The sequence below is a fragment of the Mycobacterium sp. RTGN6 genome, assembly GCF_033804605.1.
Lineage (GTDB): Bacteria > Actinomycetota > Actinomycetes > Mycobacteriales > Mycobacteriaceae > Mycobacterium.
Window position 1 is genome coordinate 676,629 of record NZ_JAPZKZ010000001.1, and the last position, 16,344, is coordinate 692,972.

16 protein-coding genes are annotated in these 16,344 nt (G+C 67.9%); 11 read left to right on the plus strand and 5 right to left on the minus strand.

Going from position 1 to position 16,344, the window contains the following annotated elements:
• Positions 1-80: 80 nt before the first annotated feature.
• Positions 81-2,543 carry an arylsulfatase gene (locus SLQ33_RS03360; RefSeq protein WP_319452345.1) on the plus strand — a complete coding sequence of 821 codons (2,463 nt, stop codon included), beginning with the start codon at positions 81-83 and terminating at the stop codon, positions 2,541-2,543.
• Here SLQ33_RS03360 and SLQ33_RS03365 read toward each other — a convergent pair whose 3' ends face one another.
• On the minus strand, positions 2,544-3,167 hold the full coding sequence (locus tag SLQ33_RS03365; protein WP_319452346.1) for a PaaI family thioesterase: 624 nt from the start codon (positions 3,165-3,167) through the stop codon (positions 2,544-2,546).
• Between the two features lie 36 nt (positions 3,168-3,203).
• A complete protein-coding gene (locus SLQ33_RS03370) occupies positions 3,204-3,776 on the minus strand; it encodes a TetR/AcrR family transcriptional regulator (RefSeq protein WP_319452347.1) in 573 nt (190 codons plus the stop codon).
• 91 nt (positions 3,777-3,867) lie between these two features.
• Between SLQ33_RS03370 and SLQ33_RS03375 the strand changes: the two genes are divergently transcribed.
• On the plus strand, positions 3,868-5,481 hold the full coding sequence (locus SLQ33_RS03375) for an FAD-dependent oxidoreductase (RefSeq protein ID WP_319452348.1): 1,614 nt from the start codon (positions 3,868-3,870) through the stop codon (positions 5,479-5,481).
• Here SLQ33_RS03375 and SLQ33_RS03380 read toward each other — a convergent pair.
• A complete protein-coding gene (locus tag SLQ33_RS03380) occupies positions 5,370-5,933 on the minus strand; it encodes a TetR/AcrR family transcriptional regulator (RefSeq protein WP_319452349.1) in 564 nt (187 codons plus the stop codon). The genes SLQ33_RS03375 and SLQ33_RS03380 overlap by 112 nt on opposite strands.
• Before the next feature lie 79 nt (positions 5,934-6,012).
• Between SLQ33_RS03380 and SLQ33_RS03385 the strand changes: the two genes are divergently transcribed.
• Positions 6,013-6,852, plus strand: a complete 840-nt coding sequence (locus SLQ33_RS03385) for an alpha/beta fold hydrolase (protein WP_319452350.1) — start codon at positions 6,013-6,015, stop codon at positions 6,850-6,852.
• Here SLQ33_RS03385 and SLQ33_RS03390 read toward each other — a convergent pair.
• Positions 6,814-7,440 (minus strand): DUF5701 family protein, encoded by a 627-nt coding sequence (locus SLQ33_RS03390; RefSeq protein WP_319452351.1) that lies wholly within the window; start codon positions 7,438-7,440, stop codon positions 6,814-6,816. The two genes, SLQ33_RS03385 and SLQ33_RS03390, sit on opposite strands and share 39 nt — an antisense overlap.
• 106 nt (positions 7,441-7,546) lie before the next feature.
• On the opposite strand from SLQ33_RS03390, the gene SLQ33_RS03395 reads away from it, so the two are divergent.
• The 4 genes from SLQ33_RS03395 to SLQ33_RS03410 are packed head-to-tail and all read left to right on the plus strand — an operon-like array spanning position 7,547 to position 12,029.
• A complete protein-coding gene (locus SLQ33_RS03395) occupies positions 7,547-8,239 on the plus strand; it encodes a GntR family transcriptional regulator (RefSeq protein WP_319452352.1) in 693 nt (230 codons plus the stop codon).
• Between the two features lie 57 nt (positions 8,240-8,296).
• The gene (locus SLQ33_RS03400; RefSeq protein WP_319452353.1) at positions 8,297-9,718 is read left to right on the plus strand and encodes an allophanate hydrolase; all 1,422 of its coding nucleotides are present in this window, start codon (positions 8,297-8,299) and stop codon (positions 9,716-9,718) included.
• Positions 9,715-10,407, plus strand: a complete 693-nt coding sequence (locus tag SLQ33_RS03405) for a cysteine hydrolase (protein ID WP_319452354.1) — start codon at positions 9,715-9,717, stop codon at positions 10,405-10,407. The genes SLQ33_RS03400 and SLQ33_RS03405 overlap by 4 nt, the downstream gene beginning before the upstream one ends.
• A gap of 14 nt (positions 10,408-10,421) precedes the next feature.
• Positions 10,422-12,029, plus strand: a complete 1,608-nt coding sequence (locus SLQ33_RS03410; RefSeq protein WP_319452355.1) for a regulator — start codon at positions 10,422-10,424, stop codon at positions 12,027-12,029.
• Positions 12,030-12,117: 88 nt separating this feature from the next.
• Here SLQ33_RS03410 and SLQ33_RS03415 read toward each other — a convergent pair whose 3' ends face one another.
• A complete protein-coding gene (locus tag SLQ33_RS03415; protein WP_319452356.1) occupies positions 12,118-12,501 on the minus strand; it encodes a hypothetical protein in 384 nt (127 codons plus the stop codon).
• Positions 12,502-12,541: 40 nt separating this feature from the next.
• Here SLQ33_RS03415 and SLQ33_RS03420 point away from each other — a divergent pair, with 40 nt between their 5' ends.
• The 4 genes from SLQ33_RS03420 to SLQ33_RS03435 all read left to right on the plus strand — a co-directional run bounded on the left by SLQ33_RS03420 (position 12,542) and on the right by SLQ33_RS03435 (position 16,342).
• Complete coding sequence (locus tag SLQ33_RS03420) at positions 12,542-12,889, plus strand: DoxX family protein (RefSeq protein WP_319452357.1); 348 nt, start codon at positions 12,542-12,544, stop codon at positions 12,887-12,889.
• A 96-nt stretch (positions 12,890-12,985) separates the two neighbouring features.
• A complete protein-coding gene (locus SLQ33_RS03425) occupies positions 12,986-13,591 on the plus strand; it encodes a helix-turn-helix domain-containing protein (protein WP_319452358.1) in 606 nt (201 codons plus the stop codon).
• 20 nt (positions 13,592-13,611) lie between these two features.
• Positions 13,612-14,718 (plus strand): hypothetical protein, encoded by a 1,107-nt coding sequence (locus SLQ33_RS03430; RefSeq protein ID WP_319452359.1) that lies wholly within the window; start codon positions 13,612-13,614, stop codon positions 14,716-14,718.
• Positions 14,639-16,342: a tetratricopeptide repeat protein gene (locus SLQ33_RS03435; protein ID WP_319452360.1), complete on the plus strand. Its 1,704-nt coding sequence runs from the start codon at positions 14,639-14,641 to the stop codon at positions 16,340-16,342. Before SLQ33_RS03430 ends, SLQ33_RS03435 begins: the two co-directional genes overlap by 80 nt.
• The last annotated feature ends 2 nt before the right edge of the window (positions 16,343-16,344 follow it).

The following is a 16,344-nucleotide window of genomic DNA, read 5'->3' on the forward strand; positions in this document are numbered from 1 at the left end:
CGTTCGGCCGGGCCCGACTGACGTAGGCTATGCACCGCCTCGCCATCGCTGAATCGTGTTGGCGGAAGGGAAGGGCCATCATGTCGAAGACATCCAAGAAGTCCGCGCCCAAGAAGAAGGCCGCTGCCAAGAAGACTGCCCCCAAGAAGGCCGCAGCAACGACGAAGGCCGCAGCAGCCCCAGAACCGCTTGCCGCGGAGCCACACCTGGCGCGCGAGCAGCTTCCGATCCCCGATGCCAAGCACGTTGGATTGACGACGTACGACGCGAAGGATCCGAACACCAAGTACCCGCCGATCAAGGAGCTGCGACCGCCCAAGGGGGCGCCCAACGTGCTCATCGTGCTGATCGACGATGTCGGATTCGGCGCGTCGTCGGCCTTTGGCGGCCCGTGTCACACCCCGGTCGCCGAACGGCTGGCCGCGGGTGGGGTGAAGCTGAGCAGATTTCACACCACCGCACTGTGTTCGCCCACCCGGCAGGCGATGCTGACCGGACGCAACCACCATTCCGTCGGAATGGGGGCCATCACCGAGATGGCCACGTCGGCGCCGGGCAACTGCAGCATCCGGCCCAAGGAGAAGGCGCCGATCGCCGAAACCCTCAAGCTCAACGGTTACTCGACGGCGCAGTTCGGCAAGTGCCACGAGGTTCCGGTGTGGGAGGTCTCCCCCGCCGGACCCTTCCACCAGTGGCCGACCGGGTCGGGCTTCGAGTTCTTCTACGGCTTCGTCGGCGGGGAGGCCAACCAGTACTACCCCGGACTCTACGAGGGCACCGCCGCAGTCGAGCCGCCGAAGTCGCCCGAGGAGGGCTACAGCCTTACCGAGGACCTGGCCGATCGCGCCATCACGTGGGTGCGGCAGCAGAAGGCGCTGGTGCCCGACAAGCCGTTCTTTATGTACTTCGCTCCGGGCGCGACCCATGCTCCGCACCAGGTGTCGAAGGAATGGTCGGACAAGTACGCGGGCAAGTTCGACGACGGCTGGGATGTGTTGCGGGAACAGATCATTGCCCGGCAGAAGAAGCTCGGCGTGGTGCCAAAGGACGCCGAGTTGACGAAGCGCCACGACGAGATTCCCGCCTGGGAGGACATGCCCGCCGAGCTCAAGCCGGTGCTGGCTCGCCAGATGGAGATCTACGCCGGGTTCCTGGAGCAGACCGACCACGAGGTCGGCCGGGTGGTCGATGCCATCGACGAGCTCGGGTTCCTCGACGACACGCTGATCTACTACATCATCGGCGACAACGGTGCGTCAGCCGAGGGCACGCTGAACGGCTGCTTCAACGAGATGACCACGCTCAACGGCATGCCTGGCATCGAGACCACCGAGTTCCTGCTGTCCAAGATCGACGACTTCGGCACCCCGGACGCGTACAACCACTACGCGGTCGGTTGGGCGCACGGATTGTGCGCGCCGTATCAGTGGACCAAACAGGTTGCCTCGCACTGGGGTGGCACCCGCAACGGGACCATCGTGCACTGGCCGAAGGGCCCGGTCGGCAAGGGGCAGGTACGCAATCAATTCCACCACGTCATCGACGTCGCACCGACCATCCTGGAGGCGGCGGGCGTGCCCGCGCCGACATCGGTGAACGGCATCGCGCAGGCGCCGTTGGAAGGCGTCAGCATGTTGGGCACACTGCGCGACGGCAAGGCGCCCGAGACCCACGAGGTGCAGTACTTCGAGATGTTTGGCAACCGCGGCATCTACCACCAGGGTTGGACGGCGGTGACCAAGCACCGCACGCCGTGGAAGGCGGACGCCCCGCCACCCTTCGACACCGACGTCTGGGAGTTGTACGGTCCCGACGATTGGACGCAGGCGCACGACCTGGCCGCCGAGAATCCCCAGAAACTCGCTGAGCTGCAACGACTCTGGTTGATCGAGGCGGTCAAGTACGACGTCGTTCCGCTCGACGACCGCGGTTTCGAACGAATCAACCCCGACATCGCGGGCCGCCCGCAGCTGATCCGGGGCAACACCCAGTTGCTGTTCGACAAGATGCGGGTCAGCGAGAACTGCATCCTGACGCTGAAGAACAAGTCCTACACCGTGACCGCGAACGTCGTCGTGCCCGAATCGGGCGCCAACGGCGTGATCGTTACACAGGGCGGCAGTGTCGGTGGCTGGTCGCTGTACGCGCACGAGGGAAAGCTGAAGTACTGCTTCAACTTCTTCGGCATTGAGCACTACATCACGGAATCGAAGAAGCCGATTCCGGCGGGCAAGCACCAGGTGCGGATGGAGTTCACGTACGACGGCGGCGGACTGGCCAAGGGCGGTGACGTCGCGCTCTTCTACGACGGCAAGCCCGTCGGCAAGGGCAGGGTGGAGCAGACGATCCCGATGGGTTACTCGGCCGACGAGGCGTGCGACGTCGGTTCGGACACCGGCTCGCCTGCGTCCCCCGACTACGGCCCGACCGGTAACCGCTTCACGGGATCGATCGAATGGGTGCAGCTCGACATCGGCGAGGACGGCCACGACCACCTCATCACGCCGGAAGAGCGCTTCAACCTGGCGATGGCGCGGCAGTAATCAGTCGCGGGCCCACCGCGGTTGGATGAACACGCCTTCGGCTTCGACGGTGTGACCTTCGGCGTCAGCGATATGACCGACGGCGTAGGTCTTGAACCCCTCGGTGCGGTCGATCCTCGCTTCGACGCGCAACGGCCCCAACGGCGTGGTGCGCAGGTAGCGCATCGTGATGGTGCCCGTCAGCCGGGGCCGGGCTGCGGAGCTGGCCGCCTCGCCAAGCACGTGGTCGAGGATGAGCGCTGCGACGCCGCCGTGCACGTGGCCCGGCGGACCTTCGTAGGCGGCGCCCAAGTAGAAGTCGGCGGACACGCTGCCGTCGGGCGCCTGCTCGACCTTCAGCGGCGGCGCGGTGGGGTTGCGCAGTCCGATCACGGCGTTGCCCCACGGCATCTGGTCACCGTCGGAGCCGAATCTGATGCCGAACGAACCGTCGAGTTGGTTGCTTCGCAAGCGGGCGGTCGCGGCGTCGATGGCAGCCTTGGCCTCCGAGACCGACTCGGCGTCGACCTCGGTGCGGATGGTGGCGTCGATCAGCTCGCGGACCGATTGGGTGAGCGGCTCGTAGACGGCCCGGAGCCTGGCGACCTCGTCGGCGGTGAGGTTCTCCGTGGTGTACTCGAGCACCTCTGCACTAGAACACGTTCTAGCGCGGGTGTCGAATCACTCCGCGGCGCCCGGTACGGGGCCCACCAGCAGGTGTTGGACCACCGGGCCCGCCCACCTGATCAGCTCTTCGTGGCTGAGGTCGGCGACCGCCGGGTTCTTGAGTACGTAGCGCGTGGTGGCCAACCCGATGACGAACGCGCCCATCAGGCCGACGCGCTGCGCCGCGTGATCGGGGGTGATCTTCGCCAGGACCGGCGCGACCTGCGTGGCGAACACCAAACGCATGGTGTCGGCCGCGGTCGGACTGGTCATCGCCGCGCGGAGCAGGGCAACGAAGGTGGTGTCGTCCTCCCACACCGCGAAGAACTTGGGCAGCAGCGCGTCGGCGATGCGGTCGACGTCGACCCCGGTCAGATCGGGCAGGTCGAGGGTGAACTCGGCCGCCGCCGCAAAGAGGTCCTGCTTGCTGCCGAAGTAGCGGATGACGAGTGCAGGATCCACGCCGACGTCTGCGGCCACCGCGCGCAGCGTCGTTCGCTCGTAGCCGTCCGTGCCGAACCGGGCGCGCGCGGCGGCGAGGATGTCCGCGCGGGTCTCCGTGGCGTTGCGAGGCCTCGTAGTTGCCATCCGCCCAGACTAAGTCATCGTCTGTTGACATGGCTAGCACGTAGGCCTAGCGTCTAAGTCACCAGTTGTTGACATAGCCGAGGAGTGCACGATGACGCCAGTCCTGATCATCGGCGCGGGGCCCACCGGATTGACCGCCGCCATCGAACTGTCCCGACTCGGCGTCGACGTCCGCATCGTCGACAAGGCAGGAGCGCCGTCGAGCACCTCGCGTGCGCTCGGCGTGCAGGCCCGCACGATCGAACTTTTGCGACCACGCGGCGTCGCCGCCGAGTTGCTGAGCCTCGGCAACCGGGCCCATCGCACGGCGCTCCACGCCAACGGCGATCACCTGGCGAGCATCGACTTCTCCTGCATGCCAAGCGAATACAACTTCATCCTGATGCTTGCCCAGTCGGAGACCGAGCGGCTGCTCGCCGACCGACTCCGGGACCAGGGCGTCACGGTGGAGCGCGGCGTCGCCTTCGAGTCCCTGACTCAGGACGACACCGGGGTTCGGGTGGTGCTGCGCCACACCGATGGTCGGACGGAACTGGCGGCTGCGTCGTACGTGATCGCGGCCGACGGCTCGCACAGTCCGGTCCGCAAGGCGCTGGGGCTGCCGTTCGAGGGCAGCTCCATCGAGCAGAACTACGTGCTCGGCGACGTCAGCCTCGCCGGCGCAATGCCGGAGGACGAGCTCTCGATCTTCTTGGCCGCCAGGGGTTTCCTTGCGGCGTTCCCGATGGGCGACGGCCGGTTCCGGTTCATGGCCACCGACCCCGACGGCGTCACCGGCGACGACGTGGAGCCGTCACTGGAGGACATTCAGAATCTGTACGACCGGATCGTGCACGTCCCGGCGCGGCTCTACGGATTGAACTGGAGTTCGCGCTTCCGGATCAACAGCAGGCACATGAACACGCTGCGGGCCGGCCGGGTGTTCTTCGGCGGGGATGCTGCCCACGTGCACAGTCCTGCGGGCGGTCAGGGCATGAACACCGGAATCCAGGACATGATCAACCTCGGCTGGAAGCTCGCGATGGTGCTGCGTGGCACGGCCCGCCCCGAGCTCCTCGACACCTACGAGAGCGACCGGCTGCCCGTGATCAAGCAGGTGGTGGCCATCACCGAACGCGCCACGAAGGTGTTCAACTCGACCAACCCGGTCGCACATACGCTGCTGACCCGGCTCGCGCCCCTCGTGTTGTCCAAGTCGGCGGTCCAGGCCAAGGCGGCGCCCCGGCTGGGGCAACTGTCCGCCACGTATCGCGGACGCCCGATCAGCAAGGGCGGCGGCAGGATCGGCTCCTTGCGTGCCGGTGACCGCGTGCCCGACGTCCGGTTGCCCGAGGGTCGGCTCTACGACCTGCTCGACGTGTCGACGCCGACGTTGTTCGTCGTGGGCGACGTGGGCGACGTGGACCGATTCGCACCGGTTGGTCGCGACTGGGCGGACGTGCTGACCGTGCACCACGTGGCGCGGAATCCCGAGCTGGCACCGACGCCGGGTTGGTTGTTGGTGCGGCCCGACGGATACCTGGCCGCGGCGGGTGGCGGATGCGAGCCGGACCGCCTCGTCGACTGGCTGCGTCGGTGGATGACCCAACCGGCTCAGCCGACGAACTCGTCCAGCGCTGCCCGAGCCGTGTCATCGCGGCGACCCAGTTCGAGCTCCATCAACGCGCACTCGGCGGTGGCCGCCACCCACAGCCGCGCCGACTGACGTGGGTGCGTCCGGCCCATGGCCTCGAAGTCGGCAGTCACGATGTCGACGTTGCGGCGATTGCGCGCCGTCACCTCATCGGCGATGGGTCGGTGCCCGCGGGCCTCGAGCAAGAGCGCCTTCACCCCGCGGTCGCGCAGGCAGGCGTCGAGGTACGTCCGCGCCGCCGCCGCCAGCCGCTCGCGGCCCGGGGGCAGGCCGCCGATCACCGACCAGAACTCGGCGGAGAGCGCGTCGTGGAAGCGCCGGTGTACCGCCACCAGGTAGGCCGTGCGGTCCGGAAAGTGATGGAAGAACGTACCTTTCGACACGCCGGCGTCGGCCACGATGGCGTTGACGCTCAAGCCCTCGAGGCCAAGGGTTTCGGCAAGTACGAGCCCGGTCTCGATGAGCTTCGCCCGGGTCTGCTCGGCCGCCATCGTCCGTTGCGTACGTCTCGCCGGTGCCGTCACGGTCGCCCTCCTGCTTGTCAGTGCGTGGTTTCCTCGCTAGTGTAACTGACCGACCGACCGGTCAGTGAAAGGAACGCTGATGCCCACAGTGACGACGTCCCGCGGCACGATCTCCTACTCGGATTCGGCACCCGAGGACGGCGCCGGGCCACCGCTGCTCCTGCTGCACGCGAACCTCCACGACAGCAGCGACTACGCGCCGGTGCAGGACGCTTTGTCCGCGGGCAGACGCGTCATCGCCGTCGACTGGCCGGGACACGGGAACTCCCCCGCTACCGACCCGCCGCTCGGTGCCCCCGATTTCGGCGACGTGGCGGTCGAGTTCGTCGACACGCTCGACCTGACCAACCTCGTCGTCATCGGCAACTCCGTCGGTGGCTACGCCGCGTGTCGGATCGCGTTGGAACGACCCGACCGCGTCGCCGGCCTGGTTCTGGTGAACACCGGCGGGTTCACGCCCCACACGCCGTTCAGCCGTGCGTTCTGCGCGGTGATGGGCAGGCCTGTCGTCATCCGCACGTGCGCGCCCTTCTTCGCGCGCACCTACATGCGACCCAAGACGGCGGCCGATGCGGCCATCGTCTCGCGGGTCAACGCCCGCGCGAAGACTCCGGAGGGCGCGCGCATCGCGGCCGCCCTGTGGCGCAGTTTCTCGGCGCCCGCCCACGACCTGCGGGGCGCCGCCAAGGACATCAAGGCTCCGGTTCTGATCACCTGGGGGGCAAAGGATCTCACCTCACCGGTGCGCTGGGGCAAGGTCGTCGCACAGGCAATCCCCGGTGCGCGATTCACTACGCTGCCCACCGGGCACGTGGTGTTCTCGTCTGAACCGCAGGCGTGGCTGCGGGAAGTGGTGCCGTTCCTGGATTCGGCACAGGCGTCAGACAGGCGTGCCGAGCGGCCGGCGGCCCGCGGCTGACGCGAAGCCCAGCCACGTGTGCCGGTTGCCTGCCCAGCACCACCCGACCTTCGGGGCGTTGCGGTGTGCTGGCCCATCGCGGCCGGTGCCGTTGCTGATCCAGATCGCAGGCGTGCGGGCATCCAGCGAACCGTCCGGCAGGCGACGCCTCGAGCCGATGGTCATGAAGCAGCGCCCACGTTCCAGCACGTCCGGCCGATGCAGCAGCCATTGCAGTCCTTCGCCGAGGGTCAGCGGCGTGCGCTTCGCCACCGCGAGGGCGGGGCCGGCTTCGTTCGGACTCCAATTGAGCATGTCGTCACCCCGGTCGAGCCCGTCGACCACGTAGGCGGGCGTTTGCGGCAATTCGACAACCGCGTCGAACGCGTCGACGTCGGACATGTCGGTGACGACGAAGCCGCGCTTGCCGCGCACCCGCACGAGTGACGCGAACGTCGACGCCGACACTAGGTCCGGCCCAATGACGAACAGCGCGTGGCGATCTCGCATCGGTTCGGCGGTGTCGAGAAGGGCGCGGGCAGTCCATCCCGCGAGTTCGTGAACGCCGAGCGCGACGAGCGTCTCGGCTTGTGTGCGTATGTTTGGCAAAGCAGACGTCGACGTGACCACCAGCGGCCAACGAAGCGCGCGGTGGGGAAAGTTCCTACGATCGTCGACAATCGGCACCGAAAATGGACGGGAAGGGCGACTAGCGATGGCGGTGGCCAAGCTCGACGGTTCGCGGCACGAACTGCCCGCGACGCTCGTCGAGGTCGCCGAGCATCGCCTGCGTGACGCCATCCTGCGCGGCACGCTGCAACCCGGCGAGAAGATCATCGAGGAACAGCTGTGCGCCGATTTCGGCATCAGCAGGGCGCCGCTGCGGGAGGCCTTGCGCCTGCTCGGCCAGCAGGGCCTCGTCGAGCACCTTCCTCGCCGGGGGGCCCGGGTCACCGACTGGTCGACGTCGGACATCCTTCAACTGTTCGCACTGCGCCACGTGCTGGAACGCCACGCGGTGGAGCTGGCGCTCCCCCTTGCCGACCCGGCCTCCGAACTGGGGCCCGTCCGCGTCGCCCTCGACCGAATGCGCGCGGCCGTCGACGAGTTGGAGCGCGACGACGCGCATCGCGTCTTCCACGCCACCGTCGTGGAGTTGGCCGAGAACCGTCAGCTGGACATCGCGCTCGAGCCCATCCTGCTCAAGCTGCAGCTGCCGATGGCGATGAACCTCCGGGAAGAGGCCCGTCACCACCGGGCCGACGACGGGATCGCCCGCCATCACGCGATCCTGACCGCGCTCGAGAGCAACGACGCCGCCACCGTCATCGCGGCCCTCGAAGATCACGGGCACCTGCACTATCTCGGCATCGAGGCGGGCGAGGACGGTCACGCGAGCGATCGCTAACACGATCGACACACAGCCGTACCGAGACCGCCATCATTCTGTCGACAATCGACAGTTATGGCTTACGACGCACACGGACCGTCGATCGGCCCGTCGGTGGCCGAGATCCTCGCGTCGCACGCCGGTGGAACGGGTTCACCGACCAAGACGGCGCTGCGCGTCGCGGACTCGATCGCGGCGCGCGGAGACGATGGCACCTGGCTCTCGACCGTTCCTCGCGACGAACTCCTTGCTGCGGCCGCCGAGATCGAGAATCGGCCTGGGGCACGGACGTTGCCGCTCTACGGAGTGCCGTTCGGCGTCAAGGACAGCATCGACGTCGCGGGCGTTCCGACCACCTTGTCGTGTCCGGACTACGCGTACGTCGCGACGGCGACGGCGCCCGCGGTAGCGCGCCTGCTCGAAGCCGGCGCGCTGTACGTCGGCAAGACCAACCTCGACCAGTTCGCCACCGGACTGAACGGCACCCGGACGCCGTACACCGTGCCGCGCAGCGTCTACGGCGGCGAAATGATCTCCGGCGGATCGAGTTCGGGCTCGGCGCTCGCCGTCGCGCTCGGGCAGGTTCCGTTCGCCGTCGCCACGGACACCGCGGGGTCGGGCCGCGTGCCGGCCGCGCTCAACGGCGTCGTCGGGTACAAGCCGTCGCGAGGCCTGATCAGCACCGTCGGCCTCGTCCCGGCGTGCAAGTCGCTGGACTGCATCAGCGTGATGGCTGGCTGCATCGACGACGTCGACCGGGTGCTCGACGTGATGATCGCCCGTGACGACGACGACGCGTGGTCCCGCGACCCCGGACCGAAATACGGCGGCGGACCCATCCGCGTCGGGCTGCCGCCCGCCGACGAACTCGAGTTCTTCGGCGACGCAGAGCAGCGCGACGCGCACCTGGGCTTCCGGGATCACCTCACCCGACAGGCCACGATCGTCGACGTCTCGCTCGAGCCGTTCCTGGCCGCGGGCGCGCTGCTGTACCAGGGACCGTGGGTGGCCGAACGGCTCGTCGAGTTCGGCGACTTCCTCGCCGAGCACCCCGAGTCGATCCATCCCGTGGTCCGCGAGATCTTCCGTGGCGGCGAGAAGTACACGGCGGTGGACGCCTTCGCGGCGTTGCAACGCCTGCAGGAACTCAAGGCGCAGGTCGACAAGCTGTGGCAGACGATGGACGTACTCGTCGTCCCCACCATCGGCACCACCTTCACCGTCGACGAGGTGCTGGCCCGGCCCATCGACTGCAACACGATGCTCGGCCACTACACCCACTTCGGCAACCTGCTCGACCTGCTTGGCGTGGCCGTTCCGCTCGGCGTCGCCGCCGACGGACGACCCTTCAGCGCAATGCTGCTCGGCGCCGCACGCTCCGACGACACCGTGCTGCACCTGGCCGCGCAGCTCCTCGACGAACCCCGCGCGGTGACCCGCGCCGCACCGTCCTCCACTCCACATCCCGCCGACACGACATCCGAGGAGTCCGTATGAGTCCGTCCGTCGCCATCCCCGCCGAGCCGTCCGCGTTCTCGCTCGAAGCGGGCAAGACCGCGCTGATCGTCATCGACATGCAACGCGACTTCCTGCTGCCCGGCGGATTCGGCTCGAGCCTGGGCAACGACGTCGACCAGCTGTTGAAGGTCGTCCCACCGCTCGCCGCGCTGATCGCCGCCGCCCGCGAGGCCGGGATCCTGGTGATCCACACCCGCGAGGGACACGAGCCCGACCTGTCCGACTGCCCGCCGGCCAAGCTGAGCCGTGGTGCGCCGTCGAAACGCATTGGGGACGAAGGAAAGTACGGTCGCATTCTCATTCGCGGTGAGTACGGGCACGACATCGTCGACGAGCTCGCCCCGATCGAGGGTGAGGTCGTCATCGACAAGCCGGGCAAGGGCGCGTTCTACGCCACCGAGCTGCAGGACGTGCTGACCGCCGCCGGCATCACCCAGCTGCTAGTCACCGGCGTCACCACCGAGGTGTGCGTGCACACCACCACGCGCGAGGCCAACGACCGGGGCTACGAGTGCCTCGTCGTATCCGACTGCGTCGGTTCGTACTTCCCGGAGTTCCAGCGCATCGGCCTCGAGATGATCAAGGCCCAGGGCGGCATCTTCGGATGGGTCGCCGACACTGCCGCGGTCATCCCCGCGCTCCAGCAGATCACCACCAACGCCGCCTGAGAGGACCACCCACCATGTCCCAAGAAGTCACCGATCCGCCCGCCGACCCACCTGCCGAGAAGTCGGAAGACGCTCCGGCGCTTTCCATTCCGTGGTGGACGCGCGGCGACACCAACGCGTTCTTCGGCCTCGGGTTCAACATCCTGGTCAACGTCCTGACGTTGACGGGCCTGATGATCGGCGTTATCGCCGTGCCCGCGGGCGACGTGCTCGGCACCGTCCTGCCCGCGTTGGGCGTGGCGCTCATCCTGGGCAACCTCTACTACACGTTCCTGGCGCGCCGGCTTGCCAAGCGCGAAAACCGCACCGATGTCACGGCTTTGCCCTACGGGCCGAGCGTGCCGCACATGTTCATCGTGATTTTCGTCGTCATGCTGCCGGTGTACTTGAACACCAAGGACCCGCTGCAGGCGTGGACGGCCGGACTGGCGTGGGCCTTCATGATCGGCGTGATCGTGATGATCGGCGCGTTCGTCGGGCCGTACATCCGCAAGCTGACGCCGCGCGCGGCCATGCTCGGCACGTTGGCGGGCATCTCCATCACGTTCATCTCGATGCGGCCCGCCGCGCAGATGTGGGAGGTGGCGTGGATCGGCCTGCCCGTGATGGCGATCATCCTCATCGGCTTCTTCACGAACATGAAGCTGCCGTTCGGCATTCCGGTCGGCTTGGCCGCGCTACTCGTCGGCACGGCCATCGGATGGATCGGCGGGTACATGTCCGCCCCCGACGTCGGGCAGGCGGTGTCCGACATCGCGATCGGCATCCCGGACCTGCGCATGGACATGCTGTTCTCCGGCCTCGCCAACCTGGCGCCGCTGCTGGGAACGGCGATACCGCTCGGTGTCTACAACTTCACCGAGGCGATGAGCAACGTCGAGAGTGCCGCCGCGGCAGGCGACAACTACAACCTGCGTAGCGTCCTGCTCGCGGACGGTGCGGGCGCGGTCGTCGGTTCCGCGTTCGGTTCGCCCTTCCCGCCCGCGGTGTACATCGGCCATCCCGGCTGGAAGGACGCAGGCGGCCGGGCCGGCTACTCGTTGGCCAGTGGCGTGGTCGTCGGAATCTTCTGCTTCCTTGGCCTTTTCGGAGTCCTCGACGCCTTGCTTCCGGTTCCTGCGATCGTGCCGATCCTGCTGTACATCGGCTTGCTGATCGGCGCGCAAGCGTTCCAGGCCGTGCCGAGGCTGCACGCGGTGGCGGTGGTCGCCGCGCTCCTGCCGAACCTCGCCCAGTGGGCCAGTGGGCTGATCGACAACGCGCTGAATGCCGCGGGCACCTCGGCAGACAAGGTCGGGATGGAGGCGCTCAACGGGGCGGGCGTCGTCTACGAGGGGCTTCAAACGCTAGGTGAGGGTGCGGTGCTCGTCGGCCTGATCCTCGGCACGATGGTGACGTTCATCTTGGAGAAGAAGTTCCTGTACGCGGCCATCGCGTCGGTCGTCGGCGCGGCGTTGTCGTTCATCGGACTGATCCACGCGCCGCAGGTGGCGTGGGCCGCGAATCCTCAGGTGGCCCTTGGTTACCTGTTCTTCGCGATCGTCTGTGCCATCTACTACTTCCTGCCGGGTGCGAAGGATCCGGTGGAGGTCGACGAGGCCGACATCGTGGCGGGCCACTAGCCACCCAAACCCCGCCGAGACTGCGGGGAGATCGCGAAAACCTCGAGAATTGCGATCTCCCCGCAGTCTCGGGAGGTGTGTCTGCGGCTCAGTCGGCGACGAATGCGACGTCGGCGCCGGGCGCGAGAACGACGTACATGCGCCGCCACGGGTCGGTGCCGATCAGCTGCCACTGGTGACCCGACCCCTCGGTGTCCTCGGCGAGCAACACGTCGCCGGGATGGAGGGTGAACTCCTCCGCATCCCGCGTCGAGAACCGAAGCGTGCCACCCAGAGTGACCACCAGCTGACGTACGGGTGCGGTGTGCCAGGCCAACGAGCCGCCGCCCGCGGTCTCCTCGACGGTCACGTGCGCCGCCGTCACCGCGGCCGACACCAGATCGTCGTTGCGACCCGTCTGCATGTCGAGGCGTCCGACCTCGACGTGTGAGGCCCCGTCCGGGCCGGTCCACAGCCGGACACAGCGGATCATTCGACCAACTCCCATCTCCTGCAGGTCCTACTGTCACCAGATGGCCATGACAACGGTAATAGTGACGTGCTGCCTTGCCGCGCTGTTCGCGTTCTCCAGTTCGATCAAGCTGCTTGGCGTCAAGCGCTCGTTGGAGATCCGCGATCACCTCGGGATCTCCCCGACGGTGTGGCGGCTGATCGGAGCGCTCGAGCTCGCTGGTGTCGTCGGCGTGCTGGTCGGACTGTGGTGGCCGCCGTTGGGCATCGCCGCTGCCGTCGGACTCGCGCTGCTGTCGGTGGGCGCCGTCGTCAGCCACCTCCGTGCGTCCGACAGCGTGGTCGAGACGGCCCCCGCCGTATTGGGGATCGGCCTGGCCGTGGCGACCGCCGTCCTACTCACTACCTGACACGGAAGAGGCGCACGTCACACGCCGATTCAGAGGTGGCTTAGTTAACCTAACATTTCGTAGTCACTTGTCTACGAAATGTCTTACGATGTGTTCATGGCAGCACGCACGCACAGCGCCGATCCCCGCGCCGAACGGGTGCGCACCCTGTTGCGCGACGCCGCGTTCGACATGGCGCACGAACGGCCCGTCGACGAGATCACCGTCGGTGACCTCGTCGCCCGCGCCGGTGTCAGCAGGCAGGTCTTCTACCAACACTTCGCCGACCGCGACGACGCGGTGGCGACCGCCATCGCCGTGGCATTCGCCGCGGCGGCCGCCGAGCTCGCGGGCGACGCACGTGCTCGCATCATCGGATTGTTCGACTTCGCGGCCAAACACCGCGATGCGTACCGAAACGTAGTGCCAAGCGCGGTGACCCAGCGCGTCGTCGCCTCCTTCCGCGCCGAACTGCTCCCCGCGTGCGAGGAGATCGCCGCGCAGGGCATGTCCATCGTCGGCAGCGTCGCCGACGTCGCCCCCGACGCCGTCAGCCGCTTCCTCGTCGGCGGCTTCCAGGAAGTGCTGCGGTCCTGGATGGAAGATCCGACCGGCGGGCAGGAGCGCAGCGACCCGGGGAATGACCACGCCACCGACCTCCGCGGCCGGGTCACCGGCGCGCTCGACACCGTCGACGCGCTTCTCGGCCTCACCACGAACTGACAGCCCAGAAAGGCCCCACCATGGGAAAGCACCACACACCACTGCCGGACCAGGCCGAGAAACGGCCGTCCCGCAACGACGTTCGCAAGATGGCACTCGTCATGGCGGCGCTGGCGGTGTTCGTCATCGCGATGATCGCCAGCTACTCCGGTGCCTTCGCCAAGCCGACGCTGCACCACCTGAACGTCGCCGTCGCGGGCCCGCAACAGCTCGTCGACGGCATCCGTGGGCAGGAGACGCTCGGCGTCACCCAGGTCGCCGACGCCGCTGGCGCGCATGATGCGGTCTACCAACGCACGGCCGACGCCGCATTCGTCGTGGATGCACCCGGCCACTTGGACGTCTACGTCGCAGGGGGTGGTGGCCGCAGCGTCGCGAACGCCGCCGAAGCCGTCGGCCGCGGAATCGCCGCCAAGGCCGGCCTCACTGCCGACGTCACCGACGTTGCCCCGACCACCGCGGCCGACCCACAGGGCACCGTCGTGTTCTACGCCGTCATTTTCCTGTCGATCGGTGCGTCCGTCGGGGCGACGATCTTCGGCCGCATGATGGGTAGCGTGCGCAAGCCGTCCACGCTGGCGTGGCGCACGTTGAGCCTCGCGGCGTACTCCGCCGTGCTCGCCGGCGGAGTGACGCTGTACGTCGACGTCGTGCTCGGCGCGCTCACCGGCCACACCTGGGCTGTGTTCGGGGCGCTGTTCCTGTACGCGATCGCCGTCGCAGGCGCGGTGACGGGCGTGGCGGCCGCGTTCGGCGACGTCGCCTCCGCGGCGTTGACCGCATTCCTCGTCGTCGTCGGCAACGCGGCCGCCGCGGGCCCCGTAGGCAAGCCGCTGCTGACGGGCTTCTACACGACGCTCAACGCGATCGTGCCGCAAGGCTCGGGTGTCGCACTGCTGCGCAGCGTCGAGTACTTCGGCGGCAACGGGGCCATGACGCCGATCGTCACGTTGGGGAGCTGGGCCGCGGCGGGTTGCGTGCTGGCCGTTGGCGCCACGGCGATCCGATCCGGCACGCTGCGTCGAGTACTGAATTATCGTGCGAGCCATGACGGTAGCCACCCCGCCCACTCCGCCGGACGAGACCGGACCGTACTACGACCTCGGGTCCTATCACCGGTCGATTGATACGCCGTCGCCGCAGGCGCAGGTCTGGTTCGACCGCGGCATGATCTGGGCGTACGCGTTCAACCACGAGGAGTCGATCCGTTGCTTCGACCGGGCGCTGGCGCTCGACCCAGAGTTGGCCATCGCCCGCTGGGGCATCGCGTACGCCATCGGACCCAACTACAACAAGGCGTGGGAGGCGTTCGACCCCGTCGACCGGGCGGCCTCGTTGGCCCGGGCCCGCATGGAACTGGGGCTGGCGGCGACCGGCCGAGCGTCGGTCGTCGAACGCGGTCTGATCGACGCGCTGACGGCCCGCTTCCCCACCGATGATCCTGCCGACGGCGAGGCGCTACTCGCCGGGCATGCCGGGTACGCCGACGCCATGGTGGCGCTCGGTGCGGCGTACCCCGACGACGTCGACGTCCAGGCGCTCGCCGCGGACGCACTCGTCAACGTGACGGCATGGGCGCTGTGGGACACCACGACCGGTGAACCCGCACCGGGCTCACGGGTCGTCGAAGCCAAGCGGATACTCGACGACGCATTGGCCACGCAGGCCGGTCGCGAGCACCCCGGCGTACTGCACCTCTACCTGCACGCCATGGAGATGTCGGCGCATCCGGAAGAGGCGCTGCCCGCCGCGGACCTGCTGCGCGGCCTGGTGCCCGACGCGGGCCACCTGCAACACATGCCCAGCCACATCGACGTGCTGTGCGGCGACTACCGCAGTTCAATCGTGGCGAATCAGATTGCGGTGCAAGCTGATCGACGATTCGTCGAACGGCAGGGCGCACTCAACTTCTATTCGCTGTACCGTGCCCACGACCTACACTTCGTGGTGTACTCCGCGATGTTCGAAGGGAAGTCGGAGGCGGCCCTGGCGGCCGCCGATGAACTCGCCGCGCAGTTGACTCCCGACCTGCTCGCCATCGAGTCGCCGCCGATGGCCGACTGGCTCGAGGCGTTCGTGCCGTTGCGCGTGCACGTGCTGGTGCGGTTCGGCCGCTGGGACGACCTGATCGACGAACCGTTGCCCGACGACCTCGACCTGTACTGCACCACCGCTGCCACGCTCCACTACGGGCGCGGCGTGGCGCACGCCGCGAAGGGCCAACTCCCCCAGGCCAACGCGGAACGCGAGGCGTTCGCGGCGGCGTATGCCCGGATCCCCGACTCGCGCTACCTCTTCAACAACACCAGCCGTGACATCCTCGCGGTCGCCGAAGCGATGCTGGACGGCGAAATCGCCTACCGAGAAGGAAGATTCGACGACGCGTTCGCCAGTTTGCGGCGCGCGATCGAACTCGACGACGCGCTGCCCTACGACGAGCCGTGGGGCTGGATGCAGCCCACCCGCCACGCCTACGGTGCGCTGCTGCTCGAGCAGGGCTGCGTCGAGGAGGCCGCCGCGGTGTACGCCGCCGACCTCGGGCTGGACCCCACGCTGAGTCGGCCGTGTCAACACCCCGCCAACGTATGGAGTCTTCACGGCTATCACGAATGCCTGAAGCGCTTGGGCCGCAACGACGAAGCGGTGATCATCGGCAAGCAACTCGAGCTGGCCGTGGCGCGCGCCGACGTGCCGATTCAAGCGTCGTGTGCGTGCCGACTGGACGTCGAGCCCGACGCTTGCTGCGGTTGACG